Origin of the sequence: Riemerella anatipestifer, assembly GCF_009663465.1 — a bacterium.
Taxonomy (GTDB): domain Bacteria; phylum Bacteroidota; class Bacteroidia; order Flavobacteriales; family Weeksellaceae; genus Riemerella; species Riemerella anatipestifer_C.
On sequence record NZ_QXHU01000004.1, the window covers coordinates 1 to 15723 of the forward strand.

The following is a 15723-nucleotide window of genomic DNA, read 5'->3' on the forward strand; positions in this document are numbered from 1 at the left end:
AAGGGGTAAGGGGTATGTACGCTTATTCAACTTTAAACATTGAATACTTGAACCTTGAACTAAAGCTCTTTGAACTAAATGAAAAAACGCCTTCCGCAAACGCCCTATACAAAGGCTTTCGCGAGGCACCCCAAAAACACACGTGTTTTTGGAGAAAAACACGCGTGCGGATTTTTTTTTCACGCGTGTTTTTTCCTCCAAACACGCTACATTTTTTCATACTTCAGCGTAGCCAACATTTTTTTCAGGTCAGAACCTGGTGTAAAAACCACCTTGGCGCTTTTTATTGCCGAAGCCGTTACTTCTTCCTCCGTGGCTTTACCCTCGCTACTGATGCTTACCCGCATACTGCCCATTTCGCCCAGTCTTACCACTTGCCCCTCCGCCAAAGAGGTCTGCATTACATCTACCAAAGCGTATAAGACTGCACGAATGTCAGCACCGCTCACGGTGGAAATTTTCTCGATGTCCTTGGTAAGTCCTGCTAAAGTTTTCTCGCTTACCGTGTTTGCAGAGGCGTAATACTTCTTCTCGCCTCCACCGGCAACCCCAGGTTGCCCTTTCTGAATTACTTTGTACTTGATTGACATAAGATTTAGATTTTAATTGTTAGTTGTTAAGTCGTTAAATTGTTAAGTTGTTAATTGCTAGTTGTTGGTTGTTGGTTGTGAAGTTGTAAAATTGCTAATGGTTAAGTTGTGAAATTGTAAAAAAGTTTAAAGTTCTGGGGTCGTAATTCAATAGTTCCGATGATTCCTTGAATATTTGAACTTTAAACTCTTGAACCTTGAACACTTACCCCTTGAATTTTGAACTTTAAACCTGAAACCAATAAGAAAACGCCTCCCCCCTCTCAACACACACAAAACGAGGAGGAAGGCTAAGACAGAGAGAATAGAGTATCCTCTCTGCACGCTAGAAGCCCCAAACCAAAACAACCTATTCAGCTTATGAAAAAGACTAACTTCTAGCGGATATTTATGAAAACAAAACTTAGCGTGTGCTAAATGCCAAATGCCCCTAACGGAAGCTAGAGGAATATAATTGATAATTGATGATAAAAATTTAGATAAAAAGTGGTATAATACGCGTACGCACGCAACTATTCTGTGTGTGTGTGTGTGTGTGTGTGTGTGTTTACACAATTATTTGGAACTACCAAATAATTGGGGCACTTTTTTTCACTTTTTTGTATGTGGTTGGTATTGCGTGTCATAAAACTGGGGCAAACATATCACCTTTTGCGGAAGTATGCAAATTTTATAAAAAAATTGTACTACTTTTTGTAAGCATAAGCTAGACAACATTATTTGTAGAGTGCCCCACTTTTAGTCTGTTTTATGTGGGGATAAGCCTGTTAATATCTTTTAATATTATTGTGGATAAGATAGTAAAACTAAGTCTTATAATTTTAAAATATTTTTCCTATTGCAATATTTTAAGACACTATCCAAATCAAATTTTAATTTTTTTGAGAGAATATTTTTAAGATTTTTCCATAGGATAGTTATCCCAAATCAAGATAGTTTATAATTACCCACATTATGTTAGTAAGTACCCAAAAAGGTTAATTTATAAGTCTTTATATTGTTTATAAAATATGAAGTAAGTACCTATGGTATGTGATGAAAAATAAGAGAAATACTTATCCACAAAATCACAACACTTAACAACATACAACAATCTTCTTTTTATAAATATATATCTAAAAAAATAATGTTATTGATAGATGTTGCTCGTGTGGATTGTGAAATATTTGTGGCTAAAATTTTAGTTTTTAAGACAGATAAATCTTAAATTTGTGAGTCGTTAAAAATTAAATAAAAGTAATTATGAAAACTATTAAAGACTATAATTTCCAAGGGAAAAGAGCCGTTATAAGAGTGGATTTTAATGTCCCTCAGAACGAAAAACTAGAAGTTACAGATAATACCAGAATACAAGCTGCAAAGCCTAGTATAGATAAAATACTTAACGATGGTGGTTCGGTAGTTATCCTAACGCATCTAGGGCGTCCAAAAGGACAAGCAAACGAGCAGTTTTCTCTAAAACATATTCTCCCAGAAGTTTCTAAAGTATTAGGCAGAGAAGTTAAATTTTGCCCCGTAACAGTAGGAGAGGAGGCCGAAAAAATGACCGCTGAACTAAAAGCAGGAGAAGTGCTATTGATGGAGAATGTGCGTTTCTACGAAGGAGAAGAGAAAGGAGATAAAACCTTTGCAGAGGCACTTTCTAAATTAGGAGATGCTTATGTAAATGATGCCTTTGGTACTGCTCATAGAGCACACGCTTCTACAGCGGTTATTGCAGAGTTTTTCCCATCAACTAAGTTCTTCGGTTTGTTGATGGAAAAAGAGCTAGAAGCCATAGATAAAGTATTAGGTTCTGGCGAAAGACCAGTAACTGCTATACTCGGAGGTTCTAAAGTTTCTACCAAAATTACTATTATAGAAAATGTCTTACCAGCTGTAGACAACCTTATTATAGGAGGAGGTATGGCATTTACTTTTATTAAAGCTCAAGGAGGACAAACAGGAAACTCTTTGGTAGAAGAAGATAAGATGAATTTGGCTTTAGAAATTTTGCAAAAAGCAGAACAGCAAAATGTGAAGGTTTATCTACCCGTAGATGTGATAGCTGCAGATAGTTTTAGCAACGAGGCAGAAACTCAAGAAGTAGATTCTAACGAGATACCAGAAGGTTGGATGGGCTTAGATGTAGGAGCAAGAACTAGAGCACTTAACAATGATGTTATTATGAATTCCAGAACAATACTTTGGAACGGTCCGTTAGGAGTATTTGAGATGTCTAATTTCTCTGCGGGTACAGAAGCCTTAGGAGATAGCATTGCAGAGGCTACTAAACAGGGTGCATTCTCGCTAGTAGGTGGGGGAGATAGTGTGGCATTCGTAAAGCAGTTTAATTATTCTGATAAAGTATCTTATGTTTCCACAGGAGGTGGAGCTATGCTAGAGTCATTAGAAGGTTTAGAGCTTCCAGGGGTAGCAGCCATCAATAAATAAATTTCTTAAAAAAGTAAAAAAGGAATGGTTTTTGCGACGACGGAGTCGAATTAATTTAATAAAATAAAATATTATGAAAAAATCAATTTTAAGTTTAGTATTGGTAGGAGCAGCATTAGCTTTCACTTCTTGTTGTAAAGATAAATGTGAAAAAAGTTGCAAAGAAACTTGCGAAAAGAAAGAAGCTGTTGCTAGTGATAGCGCTAAAGTAGAAAACCAAGAAGTTGCTACAGTAGTTGCTGAAAATGTTTTAACTCAAAATGTAGGTAAGTATCCTAAAGATTTAGGACTTCTTGACAAGAGTGATTTATCTGAAAGAATTAAAACATTAACAGGAGATAAATACGCTGAAATTGTAGCTAACTTTAATGTAGAAACACCAGTAGTATCTGAAAATGATGTATATAAAACTACAGGTTGTAAAAAGAATAGTTGTTCGGATTATATGACTACTATTTTATACGATAAGAAAAATGATAACCTTAATGTACTAGTTACAAGCAACGATGCTGTAGTTAAAGAATACAATGAGAAAGGAAAAATAAATTATACAGAAACATTAAAGTCTAAATAATTTATCTTATTACTAAAAATAAAATAGACCTCAGAAATGAGGTCTATTGTGTTATTAAACACTAAAATTCTCTACTTGGGAAAGATATTTATGTTTTTCAGTTTCTGGGAGGAAAGAGTATTTAAAACTATTACTTACTAGAGTTTTAATATCATTTTGGTTTAAATCCAAGGCATTTGCAGTTTGTATAAAGTTTTCGTTGAGATAACCCCCAAAGTAAGCAGGGTCATCAGAATTAACGGTAACTTTAAGCCCTAACTCAAGCATTTTTTTAAGTGGGTGGCTATCTAGATTTTCTACCACTTTAAGCTCCAAGTTAGAGAGCGGACATACCGTGAGAGCCATTTCGGTTTCTACCAATCTATTTACCAACTTTTCATCAGATAAACAGTTATTTCCGTGGTCTATTCTTTTTATTTTGATAAGGTCTAGAGCTTCCCATATATATTCAGCTGGACCTTCCTCTCCAGCGTGAGCTACAGGGATATAACCTTCCTTTACAGAGGCTTCAAAAACTCTTTGGAATTTAGAAGGTGGGTTACCTCTTTCCGAAGAATCCAATCCCACAGCAGTGATTAGAGGTTTGTAAGGAAGAGATTGTTCCAAAGTTTCAAAAGCATCTTCTTCAGAAAGATGTCTTAGATAACTCATTATGAGTAGGGAAGAGATGCCATATTTACTTTGAGCTTCCTCTCTTGCTTTTTGGATACCACCGATAACTGTCCCAAACGAAATGCCTCTTTTAGTGTGGGTTTGAGGGTCGAACATAATTTCTGTATGCACAATGTTTTCTTCTGCACACTTATCAAAATAAGCCATTGTAAGTTCGTAGAAGTCTTGCTCGTGGAGAAGCACACTTGCCCCTGCATAATAAATATCTAAAAAGTCTTGAAGACACGAAAACTGATAGGCTTTCTTGACTTCCTCTACCGTTTGATAAGGAATTTTAACTTGGTTTCTTTGGGCTATTTTGAACATTAGTTCTGGTTGAAAACTTCCTTCGATATGGAGGTGAAGTTCTGCCTTGGGTATTTTTTTAATGTATTCTGTGATGTTCATAATATTTTATTTTAAATAAAAAAGGGAACAAATGTAGTGATTTTGAGTATTTATATTATTAAAAAACTGATATTATTACTTTATTTCACTGACTTTTGTACTTGTTTTTTTGGAAAAATTAAATAGTGATGAGCGAAAGTATTGTAAGTACAGTGATTTAGCGATAAATAAAAATTTGCATAATAGACACATAATGTATAAATTGCGACAGCTTAATTTTATAATAGGAACTGTATTAACATAAATTTTGACATTATGAAGAAAATAATTATTACTGTTTTTTCTTTGTCGTTGGTGCTTTGTGGAAACGAAGTCTATGGACAAAGGAAAAAAGATTCTACGAAAACAAGAGAAATTGAGGAAGTAGTAGTAGTGGCTTATGGTAAGCAAAGGAAAGAAACGGTAGTAGGAGCAAATGCCGAAATTAAAGCAAAAGATTTAGCTCAAAGGTCTTTAACTAACGTGGCTCAAGCTCTAGATGGGGCTACACCTGGGGTGCAAGTTTCTACAAGTACGGGACAACCTGGAAGTGGTCCAGCAATTACAATCAGAGGATTTAGTTCCATAGGCTCAAATAATAGCCCTCTGTTTGTAGTAGATGGAACGGTTTATAATGGAAATATAGCCAGCTTAAATCCTGATGATATAGAATCCTTGAATATATTGAAGGATGCAGCTTCTACTTCTTTATATGGTTCTAGTGCGGCTAATGGGGTGGTTATGATTACAACCAAAAAAGGAAGAAAAGGAAAATCCCAGTTTAATTTTAGTGCAAGTACTGGTATCTCTATGAGATCTATCCCTGAATATGACCGATTGAGTGCAGCTCAATATTATCCAATAGTATGGGAAGCTATAAGAAACGGACAACTTTATAAACCTAGCGGAGCGATGTCGTTGGCAGATGCTAATACTTACGCTTCTAGAACATTGATACCTGATGTCTTGAAAAATAATGTGTATAATGTCCCAGACAACCAGTTAGTGATAGATGGGGTATTGAATCCTAATGCATCTTTAAAATATGAAGATTTAGATTGGCAGAAGGAATTTTTCAAAGTGGGTATGAGACAAAACTATGATTTTAATTATAGCGGAGGGACAGATAAAACAACTTATTATGCATCATTTGGATACCTTAAAGAAGACGCTTATGCTTTAGGTTCTGACTACGAAAGGCTCTCTGCTAGATTAAATATAGATAACCAAGTAAAAGATTGGTTTAAAGTAGGTACTAATTTGGCTTATTCTAGCTCATTTTCTAATCAAGCTGTAGATGGAGTAGATAAGAATACTTCCTATATAAACCCATTTAACTGGACTAGAAATATAGGACCTATTTATAGTGTTTATGCTCACGACCCAGTTACGGGAGGATATATTTATGATAGAGAAGGTAAGCGTGTTTACGATGCGGGAGATAAAAGAGGAGCAGGTGCAGCTGGAGGGAGACATGTGATTCAAGAAACATTATTAAACAGAAACTATGATAAAATATATAATGTTAATTCAAGGTTTTTTGGAGAGTTTAAACTATTACCAGAGTTAACATTTACTACCAATGTAGGATATGATTTTAGAAATTACAAAGGGATAGACTATGGTAACAAGATCATAGGTGATGCAGCACCTAATGGAGCGGCATCAAGAACTGTAACAGAATCACGCACAATTACCTTTAACCAGTTGCTTAATTATGACAAATCTTTTGGACTTCATAATTTGAATGTATTATTGGGTCACGAAAATATTTCTTATAAATACGAGTATATTTATGGGCGTAAGACAAATCAAGTCGTTGATAATAATGATGAGCTAGCTAACTTCGTAACGCCTAATAGTCTAAATTCTTATGATAGAATTTTACCTAAGGAATCTTATTTTTCTAGATTAAATTATGATTATAACAGAAAATATCTACTTTCAGCTTCTGTAAGAAAAGATGGGTCTGCTAGATTTCATAAAGATGTTCGTTGGGCTACATTTTGGTCATTAGGAGCAGGGTGGAGAGTAGATCAGGAAAATTTTCTAAAAGGAAATTCCACGATAAGTCAGTTAAAACTTAGAGGGTCTTACGGGCAAGTGGGTAATGATGGTAGCTATAGCACAGATGTCTCTTATTATGCTTGGCAACCTCTTTATAGTCTAGGTTATAACAATGGAGATTATGCAGGAGTAATGATGAGTAGCGTAGGTAATACACAATTAACGTGGGAAAGTAATACACAATTAGATGCTGCTTTAGAATTTGGATTTTTCAATAACAGAATTACAGGTAGTGTAGAATATTACAAGAGAGGTACAGATGGACTTATCTTATCTGTACCAAAACCAGATTCTTCTGGTAACCTTAGTAGAGATGAAAATTCAGGAGCATTAGTAAATTCAGGGATAGAGGTAGCCCTTAGTATAGACGTTATTAAAACAAATAACTTCAAATGGAACCTTAATGTGAATGCTTCAACTCTTAAAAACGAGATTACCAAATTCCCTCAAGATGAAAGAATAGTAGGAACTAAAAAATATATGGTGGGAAAATCTATATATGATTATTGGTTAAGACAGTGGTATGGAGTAGACCCTGCTGATGGTATGGGATTATTCTACGCTTCAGATGAGGCTATAGCTAAAGGAGGAGCTACTCTTAGAGAAATAAATGGTGTAAAAGTAACCACAAATCATAATGATGCAAAATATGATTATTCGGGAAGTGCTATACCTCAACTCTTTGGTAGCTTTGGAACTACATTCCGATACAAATCAGTTTCCTTATCTGCATTATTCACTTATCAGTTAGGAGGTAAGACTTATGACAGTAATTATGGAGGTCTTATGAGTGCTTATCCTCAAGGAGATGCTCTTAGTACAGATATACTTAGAAGATGGCAAAAGCCAGGTGATGTAACAGATGTGCCTAGGCTAGATGCATCTAATTACCAAAGTGTAGGGGTAGGTTCTAGTAGATGGTTGGTAAATTCGGATTATATTACTTTAAGACAAGTAACTTTATCTTACGAAATGCCTAGAGAGATTGTAAATCCGATAGGGGTTAATAATCTTAAGATATTTGTTAACGGAGAAAATATATGGTCTAAAACAGCTAGAAAAGGTCTAGAACCAGCACAAAGTTTCTCAGGTGTTACGGCTAATAGATTTACACCTGCTAGAATTATTAGTTTTGGTTTTTCTACTAATTTTTAATTTTTTAAACAAGTATTACAATGAAAAGATTTTTAATATACACTTCTCTATTAGGAGTATTTTTAACAGCAGAATCTTGTAGAGATTCTTATCTTGAAACGGTTCCTACTAGTGATATTTCAGCAGAAAGTATTACCCAAACAGCGGATAATATGATGTTATCTATAAATGGTATGCACCGAAGTATGTATACTAGTCAGGGGAATCAATCACAATCTGGGCAGTCAGGCATTATGATTATTATGGATGCTTTAGGAGATGATTTGGTATTTCCTAGTGTGGGAAATGGTTGGTATGTATCCGCTGTGAGATGGATGAGTATTCAAGATGAAAATTCTGCTGATGTCGCATATCCTTGGAGATTTTATTATAAACTGATAAGAAATGCCAATGTTTTGATAAATGGGGGAGGTAATGCTTCCGGAAGCGAAACTACTAGAAATAATGCTTTAGGTCAAGCCTATGCTTTCAGAGCATTTTGTCATTTTCAATTAGTACAATTGTACGCTAAGAGATACGATGGTACGCCTAATCCTAATGGTATTCCGTTGAGGTTAGAGCCTAATGATGACCCGTTAGCAAGGTCTTCCGTTGAGGAAGTATATAAACAAATCAATGCAGATTTGGATAAATCAATAGAACTTTTAAACGGAATTAGTAGGGTACATAAATCACACTTTAATGTTGAAGTGGTAAGAGGTATCAAAGCAAGAGTAGCACTGGTTTTAGGAAATTACAAAGAGGCTGCCGAGCAGGCAAAACTAGCAAGACAAGGTTTTACTTTAATGAGCAATAGTACTTACAAGGCTGGTTTTAACAGCTTAGATAATCCAGAATGGATTTGGGGTAGCTCTATTAAAGAAGATCAAACAGCCTATTTTGCTAATTTCGGGGCTTATATGTCTAGAAATTTTAGTTCTACTAATATCAGACAGAATCCAAAGGCTATGAATAAGTTGCTTTACAGCAAATTTCCTAGCACAGATGTGAGAACGCAAGTAGTGGATCCTACAGGAAAACACCTAAGTTTAAGTTTACCTTCCAATTTTGCTAAGTACCCTTATACCAGTCAAAAATTCTTAGCAGTAGGTACTGGAGATAGTAGAATGGATGTGCCTTATATGAGAGCTGCTGAAATGTATTTAATAGAAGCAGAGGCTCTAGCAAGATTAGGCAAAGAACCTGAATCTAAGGTTGTATTTACCGAATTTTCTAAAAACAGAAATCCAGCTTATGTAGCTACTACTGCTACAGGAGAAGCTTATATCAACGAAATATTAGACAGCCGCCGTATAGAACTGTGGGGAGAAGGCTTTAGATTTTTAGATTTAAAGAGACTTAACCAACCTCTTAACAGAACAGGCAGCAATCATAATAGTGTTGTAGTTAATAATGTATTTGAGGTATCAGCAGGGGACTCTCGTTGGACTTTCTTAATACCTAGAAGAGAGCTAAACGCAAATCCTCTTATTAAACAGAATTAGATATTATACAAAAACTAAAATTGAAGAGGGTATCCATTATGGATACCCTCTTTTCATAAAAGTTGTTTTAATCAAAAACCTCCTTTACGAGTAGGTTCTTTAATTTCAGGCCATTCGTATTGTTTTCCTGTAGTTGGGTTGATGGGTAGAATCATCTTTTCACGATTGCTTTGTTCAGGGTCTTCGCTCGCCATATAGGTCATTGTAGCGATGAGTGCCACATTGTGCTTTAAATCATCAAAAACTATTTTATCGTAAGTATCTCTATTGGTATGCCAAGTATAAGTACCGTATGCCCAAGTTAAAGAGCCCAGCATAAAGGCTGGTACACCAGCAGCCACAAAAGAAACGTGGTCGCTACTTCCGCCACTTGCAGAACCAGGGAAGGTATATTTTAATTCTTTTTTGATGTATTCAGGTGCAGGAGCAATCCATTTTTGGAGGTAATTGTAGGCGTGCACAAAGCCCGAACCATTGATGTATTGTATCCTACCAGTACCGTTATCTTGGTTAAAAACAGCTTGTATTTTCGGTAATTTATCTTTGTTATCTGCTACGAAAGCACGGCTGCCATTTAGCCCTTGTTCCTCGCTTCCCCATAGACCAACTATAATGGTTCTTTTAGGGTTAGGATAGTATTTTTTGAGGATACGAGCTACCTCCATCATAGTAATAACGCCAGTGCCATTATCCACCGCACCAGATGCACCGTCCCAAGAATCTATGTGGGCAGACAAGATAACATATTCATCTTTATGAGTAGTACCAGGGAGCTCTGCTATTGTATTGAAAGTTTTAGCAGTGCCGTGGTTTTTACTTTGAACATTTAGATTGATTTTAGGGCGGTCGCCATATTGTACCATTCTGTAAAGCTGACCATAATCTTCTAACGCAATATCTACAACAGGGATTTTAGATGTGGTGGCATTGAAAATTCTACTAACTCCAAACCCACCACTCCAAGTGGACATAACGATACCTACTGCACCTGCTTCCTCGATAGGTTTCTGAATGGTGCGTGTTGTATAGTTAATGGTTTTCATAGAAGCAGCCCACTCTTTATTTCTTTTTTCAGATTCTTCCTTATATTTTTTGTAGGACTCTTCCGTAGCATATTCTTTCCAGTTATAATCAGGTCTTCCGCTAGGTTCGTATGGGCTAATCATTACAATTTTTCCCTTTACCCCTTTTAAAAAAGCATCAAACTCGGCTTTGGTTTTAAATACAGGCATTGTAATAAGTTCTGCTTCCACTCCATTTTTTGTTGTAGCAGGGCTGAATGCCAGTTGTCTCCCTTCCAAAGATTTGATGTAAGGCTGTGTAAGAGTGATTTGAGAAGTACCTCTTTCCCAAGAACGCCACTCGCCCCAAGGTTCATTTTTTGCCGAAATTCCCCAAGATTTGAATTGATTTACCGCCCAATCGTGAGCTTGTTGCATTTTAGGGCTTCCTACTAATCTCGGTCCTATTTTATCAATTAGCTCGTATCCCAGTTTTTCTAATTGAGAATTTTGATAGGTTTCGTCTACCATTTTTTCCACAATAGGGTGGGAGCTTTGAGCGAAGGCTACTGTCGTGATAGAAAACAACAAAGTAGCACTCATAGATTTTAAAGTACACTTCATAGTCTTTAGTTTAAAATTACTCCGTGAAAATAAGAATTATTTTTTAGAGGTTATAATAGCTTCTGCATAATAAATTTTAAACTAAACCAAAAAACGGCAAAAAAAACGACTTTAATAAATAGGGTAAAAATCCATTTTCTAATTTTTTTTGACTATATATATCAAACTAGAAAAATCTCCTGTTTTTGATGCTTTAAAATTAGAAATTGCTCCGTAGATACCTCCAAAAAGCCAAAAAAGTTTATTTTTTTTGTATTTTTCACTAAGTATAGAAATATAAAACGCATCAAGTAGGAGAGGTGCTATTTTTTTTATTTTAAGTTGTTCTTGTTGCATTAGTGTTTTCATTCCTTCTCTTGAGAAATGAAATAGGTGTCTAGGCACATCATAAGCCGCCCAAAAATCTTGGTATCTTTCGGCGTCGTAAGATTTATAATTTGGAACGGCAATAATGAGTGTTCCATTAGGTTTTAATTTTTGCTTGAATAAATCTAGTATTTCTTTCTGATTTTCTATATGTTCAAATACGTGCCATAGGCTTATAATGTCTAATGTATTATCTTCTATTTCGTTCAGAGAGTCTATAAATTTTGTTTTAGAACTTTTTTTCTTGGCGAAGTTTCTAGCTTTTTCGTTGGGTTCGTAGCCGTAAGTAATGTATTTATTTTCTAGGGATTTTATAAATTCACCTGCTCCACAACCGTAGTCTAAAATTTTACAGTCTTTAGAATTAGGAGAAGAAAGGTTTTCCCTAACTATTTTAGCCTTGTATTTAATGTTGAAACTTTGTATAAATTTATAAACAAATTCCTTTAAACTACCACTGTCCTGATGATGGGAAATATACTTATCACTCTCATAATATTTACCAATGTTTTCGGGTACAGGATATGTTTTTAAGACCCCTTTGATAGGGGTTTCTTTAATTTCAAAAATCTCTTGAGAAAGAAAATGGTCTTTTATCTTCATATAAATTCTAATAAAAACTCGTTGAATGTTTCACGTGAAACATTCAACGAATATAAATATCTATCTTCCTAAAAATATAAGTAACACATTGATGTCGGCAGGAGAAACGCCACTTATTCTAGAGGCTTGTGCTATGGTTTTAGGTCTTATATTATTGAGTTTTTGTTTAGCTTCGGCAGAAAGACTATTGATTTTTGTAAAATCAAAATCTTCGGGGATTTTGATGTTTTCTAATCTGTGTAATTTGGCTACATTTTCTTTTTCTTTTTCTATGTAACCTCTATACTTTATGTTGATTTCTGCTTGTTCTCTTACTTCGTCCGAATAGTTTCTACTTGTATTTTTTATCTCTTCTATTTCTTCCAGAAGCTCCAATTTCATATTAGGTCTGGTAAGAATTTGTGAGGCACGGTAGGCTTGGTCTACAGGAGAAGATTCTATACTTTCTAGTATAGGGTTAATTTGTTTTGGTTTTAAGGAATAATCCTTTAAAAAGTCTTCTAATTCTTCGCTTTTCTTTATTTTGTCCTCAACTTTTTGTAGTCTTTCTTCTTTTGCAAGACCTAGTTTGTAAGATTTTTCTGTTAAACGAATGTCTGCATTGTCTTGTCTAAGTAACAATCTGTACTCTGCACGAGAGGTAAACATTCTATAAGGTTCCTCTGTGCCTTTGGTGATGAGGTCGTCTATAAGTACACCTATATAAGCCTCATCTCTGTTGAGAATAAAGGCTTCTTTTTCGTGTACTTTATTGTGAGCGTTGATACCTGCTATAAGCCCTTGTCCTGCGGCTTCTTCGTAACCAGTAGTTCCATTGATTTGCCCTGCGAAATAGAGGTTTTCTATGATTTTGGTTTCTAGGGTATGATTAAGCTGTGTAGGAGGGAAATAGTCGTATTCTATGGCATATCCTGGACGGAATACTTTTACATTCTCAAAGCCAGGAATGTGTTTCATTGCCTTTATTTGTATGTCTTCGGGTAGGGAAGAGCTGAATCCGTTTACATAGATTTCAATGGTTTTCCAACCTTCGGGTTCTACAAATAGTTGATGTCTGTTTCGTTCTGCAAAACGATTGATTTTATCTTCTATACTTGGGCAATATCTAGGTCCGAGGCTTTGGATAGTCCCGTTGAACATAGGGCTTCTGTCAAACCCTGAACGGAGTATATCGTGTACAATTTCGTTGGTGTAAGTAATGTGGCAAGAGCGTTGTTTGGTAAGTTTTGGCGTGTCTAGATAGGAGAATTTTTGAGGATTTTCATCTCCGGGTTGTTCTTCCATTTTGGAGTAGTCTAGAGTTCTTCCGTCCACTCTAGGAGGTGTTCCTGTTTTCATTCTTCCTGCGGTAAATCCTAAATCTACAAGCTGCTCGGTAATGCCGAAGGCTTTTGGTTCGCCCATTCTTCCGCCACCTAGTTGTTTGTCGCCAACGTGGATAAGTCCATTAAGGAATGTGCCATTGGTTAATACTACGGATTTTCCTTTTATCTCTATCCCAAGTGAAGTGATGACTCCTGCAACTTTGTTCCCTTCTATGATGAGTTGTTTTACCATATCTTGGAAGAAGTCTAGGTTAGGTGTGTTTTCTAGGGCTAATCTCCATTCTTCTGCGAAGAGCATACGGTCGTTTTGAGTTCTAGGCGACCACATTGCGGGTCCTTTGGATAGGTTGAGCATTTTGAATTGTATGGCAGATTTATCTGCTACAATACCACTATAGCCTCCCATAGCGTCTATTTCTCTTACGATTTGCCCTTTGGCGATACCTCCCATAGCTGGGTTGCAACTCATTTTGCCTATGGTTTCCATATTCATAGTAATGAGGAGTGTTTTGGAGCCTAGATTGGCTGCGGCTGCGGCTGCTTCGCAACCTGCGTGTCCTGCTCCTACTACTATAACATCATATACTTCGTTTATCATTATATGTATTTGTTTCTTATCTAAATTTAAAATGTTTCACGTGAAACATTGGGATTGGTTTTTAATTTTTATCCTTTGAAAATATCGTCGGTATGAATTTTTATCTCTGGAAAAATTTCTGAACAAATAAAATCATCTACGATGGGCAAAGCTCCTTTATATTTTCCGTTTTCTAAAGTGTGGATATAGACTATCTCGTCTAGTGGGTTTATAATCCAATATTCCGTTACACCGTATTCTTCGTAGAGTTCAAATTTGTTTTTCATTTCTTTTTTAGAATTGCCGGGGGATAGTATTTCTACTATTAGGTCGGGAGCGCCTATGCCACCTTTTTCGTCTAGTTTACTTTCATCGCATATGATGCAGAGGTCTGGTTGTACTACGGTGTAGATGGTTTGGTTTTCGGTATTGTTTTTTATGAAACGAACATCAAACGGAGCAGAATATATTTTACATTTTTTATTTTTGAATAGTGGATATAGCTCACCAAAGATACGTCCCGAAATATCTTGATGCTTCCTACTAGGTGCAGGCGACATTTTGAATATTTTACCTTTTAGAAGTTCTACTCTTTCTTCAAACTTCCAAAGTAGATAATCTGCATAAGTGTAGGTTTTATCTAGGTCTAATTGGTTGATATTGGTAATAGGTTTCATATTAAAATCTATTTTAAAATGGCTTGCCAGCACGGGGGCAAAGTTAATGAAAATTATTGAGTGGAAATTTACTTTCGTTAAAATTTGAAATAAGAACTAATGGATTTCTGTTATGCTTGTATAGGTTACAGCATTGCTAATTAAAGGTTGTACTTTTAGTAAAAGTAATGGTATTTTTATTTTAAAAGTTCGGGCGGCAAACGGAGCTTCTATTTTAATATTTTAAAAGCAAAGTACACAGGCGGAAACTCTACCCTGATGATTTAAAAGTTCTGTATGGATACGGAGGTGTTACCGCCTCATTTTAAAAATTCTAATGGCGAACGGAAGCTCTACTTTGGTATTTTGTAAGCTCTACTGCAATAAATAGAGTAAGTTTTTAATAATTTCAATGTGTATGCTTAAATATTTTGTAGCTAAAATTTATTTTATCTAATGTAATCTTTAAAAAATATCTACAAATAATAAACAAAAGAATATTGAGATAATAGTTGATAATATAATCAAGATTATTTGTACTTTTTCTTTATTATTAATTTCTATTGGTAAATTTAGTTTATTTGGGTTTTTAATTAGAACCCAAATAAACATTAAGATTAAATAATTTAATGCTACTGGAAGCCAAATAAGTATTTTTTTTCCAAACTTAGCTTTATCTCCATATCCATATATGGGTATTGTATTAGGAATATTTTCAAACTTATATAATAAAAAGAATGTATAGAGAGTAACTATGCCTATTGGCAATAAGTAAAATAATTTTATTTTTTTTGAGTCCATAATTTTAAGTTTTGGTGTATGGGATACAAATAAAGAGTTAATACTATGCTAATAGAAAAGAAAAGCGAAAATATTCCGTAAAAAATTATTATAGAGAAGTGAAATAACAAAGCAATATAAAGTATTAAAAAAAGATAAATAATCTGGCATTCCAAAATTTGAATGATTTACCCAATAATATATTGCTGTTCCATTAGCCCATTCTAGATGATTGAACTTTCCAACCGATGCATAAAGATATATTATAGCATTCCGTTGTGCATTATGATTATTAAATAAAATATTCATTTTGATGAAAAATCAGCATATTATTTTAATTACGATATATTTCTAAATAAAACAACGGGTGCAAGTTACAAAAAATACTAAAAATTATCTTGCCTTATCAAAGAAGGCTACCTAAACTTTCAGATTTAGAGCTTATCAGTT

The 15723-nt window shown here is 35.0% G+C and carries 11 protein-coding genes; 4 read left to right on the forward strand and 7 right to left on the reverse strand.

Annotated features, from left to right (window positions below; all coding sequences use genetic code 11):
- Positions 1-206 precede the first annotated feature (206 nt).
- Positions 207-590 (reverse strand): HU family DNA-binding protein, encoded by a 384-nt coding sequence (locus D1003_RS06185; protein ID WP_153936154.1) that lies wholly within the window; start codon positions 588-590, stop codon positions 207-209.
- A gap of 1242 nt (positions 591-1832) precedes the next feature.
- Here D1003_RS06185 and D1003_RS06190 point away from each other — a divergent pair.
- Both D1003_RS06190 and D1003_RS06195 read left to right on the forward strand, forming a co-directional pair.
- On the forward strand, positions 1833-3023 hold the full coding sequence (locus tag D1003_RS06190) for a phosphoglycerate kinase (RefSeq protein WP_052910987.1): 1191 nt from the start codon (positions 1833-1835) through the stop codon (positions 3021-3023).
- A gap of 73 nt (positions 3024-3096) precedes the next feature.
- Positions 3097-3597 carry a hypothetical protein gene (locus D1003_RS06195; RefSeq protein WP_014937801.1) on the forward strand — a complete coding sequence of 167 codons (501 nt, stop codon included), beginning with the start codon at positions 3097-3099 and terminating at the stop codon, positions 3595-3597.
- Between the two features lie 54 nt (positions 3598-3651).
- Here D1003_RS06195 and D1003_RS06200 read toward each other — a convergent pair whose 3' ends face one another.
- The gene (locus tag D1003_RS06200) at positions 3652-4656 is read right to left on the reverse strand and encodes an adenosine deaminase (RefSeq protein WP_153936155.1); all 1005 of its coding nucleotides are present in this window, start codon (positions 4654-4656) and stop codon (positions 3652-3654) included.
- Between the two features lie 255 nt (positions 4657-4911).
- On the opposite strand from D1003_RS06200, the gene D1003_RS06205 reads away from it, so the two are divergent.
- Both D1003_RS06205 and D1003_RS06210 read left to right on the forward strand, forming a co-directional pair.
- Positions 4912-7857: a SusC/RagA family TonB-linked outer membrane protein gene (locus D1003_RS06205; RefSeq protein WP_153936156.1), complete on the forward strand. Its 2946-nt coding sequence runs from the start codon at positions 4912-4914 to the stop codon at positions 7855-7857.
- 20 nt (positions 7858-7877) lie between these two features.
- Positions 7878-9341, forward strand: coding sequence for a RagB/SusD family nutrient uptake outer membrane protein (locus tag D1003_RS06210; protein WP_153936157.1), 1464 nt, complete (start codon positions 7878-7880; stop codon positions 9339-9341).
- A gap of 71 nt (positions 9342-9412) precedes the next feature.
- On the opposite strand, the gene D1003_RS06215 is transcribed toward D1003_RS06210, so the two are convergent.
- From D1003_RS06215 to D1003_RS06235, 5 genes are all read right to left on the reverse strand, one after another.
- The gene (locus tag D1003_RS06215; protein ID WP_153936158.1) at positions 9413-10966 is read right to left on the reverse strand and encodes a M20/M25/M40 family metallo-hydrolase; all 1554 of its coding nucleotides are present in this window, start codon (positions 10964-10966) and stop codon (positions 9413-9415) included.
- 138 nt (positions 10967-11104) lie between these two features.
- Positions 11105-11935 (reverse strand): class I SAM-dependent methyltransferase, encoded by an 831-nt coding sequence (locus D1003_RS06220; protein WP_153936159.1) that lies wholly within the window; start codon positions 11933-11935, stop codon positions 11105-11107.
- 60 nt (positions 11936-11995) lie between these two features.
- A complete protein-coding gene (gene mnmG, locus D1003_RS06225) occupies positions 11996-13858 on the reverse strand; it encodes a tRNA uridine-5-carboxymethylaminomethyl(34) synthesis enzyme MnmG (protein ID WP_153936160.1) in 1863 nt (620 codons plus the stop codon).
- Positions 13859-13926: 68 nt separating this feature from the next.
- Positions 13927-14514: a Uma2 family endonuclease gene (locus D1003_RS06230; RefSeq protein WP_153936161.1), complete on the reverse strand. Its 588-nt coding sequence runs from the start codon at positions 14512-14514 to the stop codon at positions 13927-13929.
- Positions 14515-14958: 444 nt separating this feature from the next.
- Positions 14959-15294: a hypothetical protein gene (locus tag D1003_RS06235; protein WP_153936162.1), complete on the reverse strand. Its 336-nt coding sequence runs from the start codon at positions 15292-15294 to the stop codon at positions 14959-14961.
- Between the last annotated feature and the right edge of the window lie 429 nt (positions 15295-15723).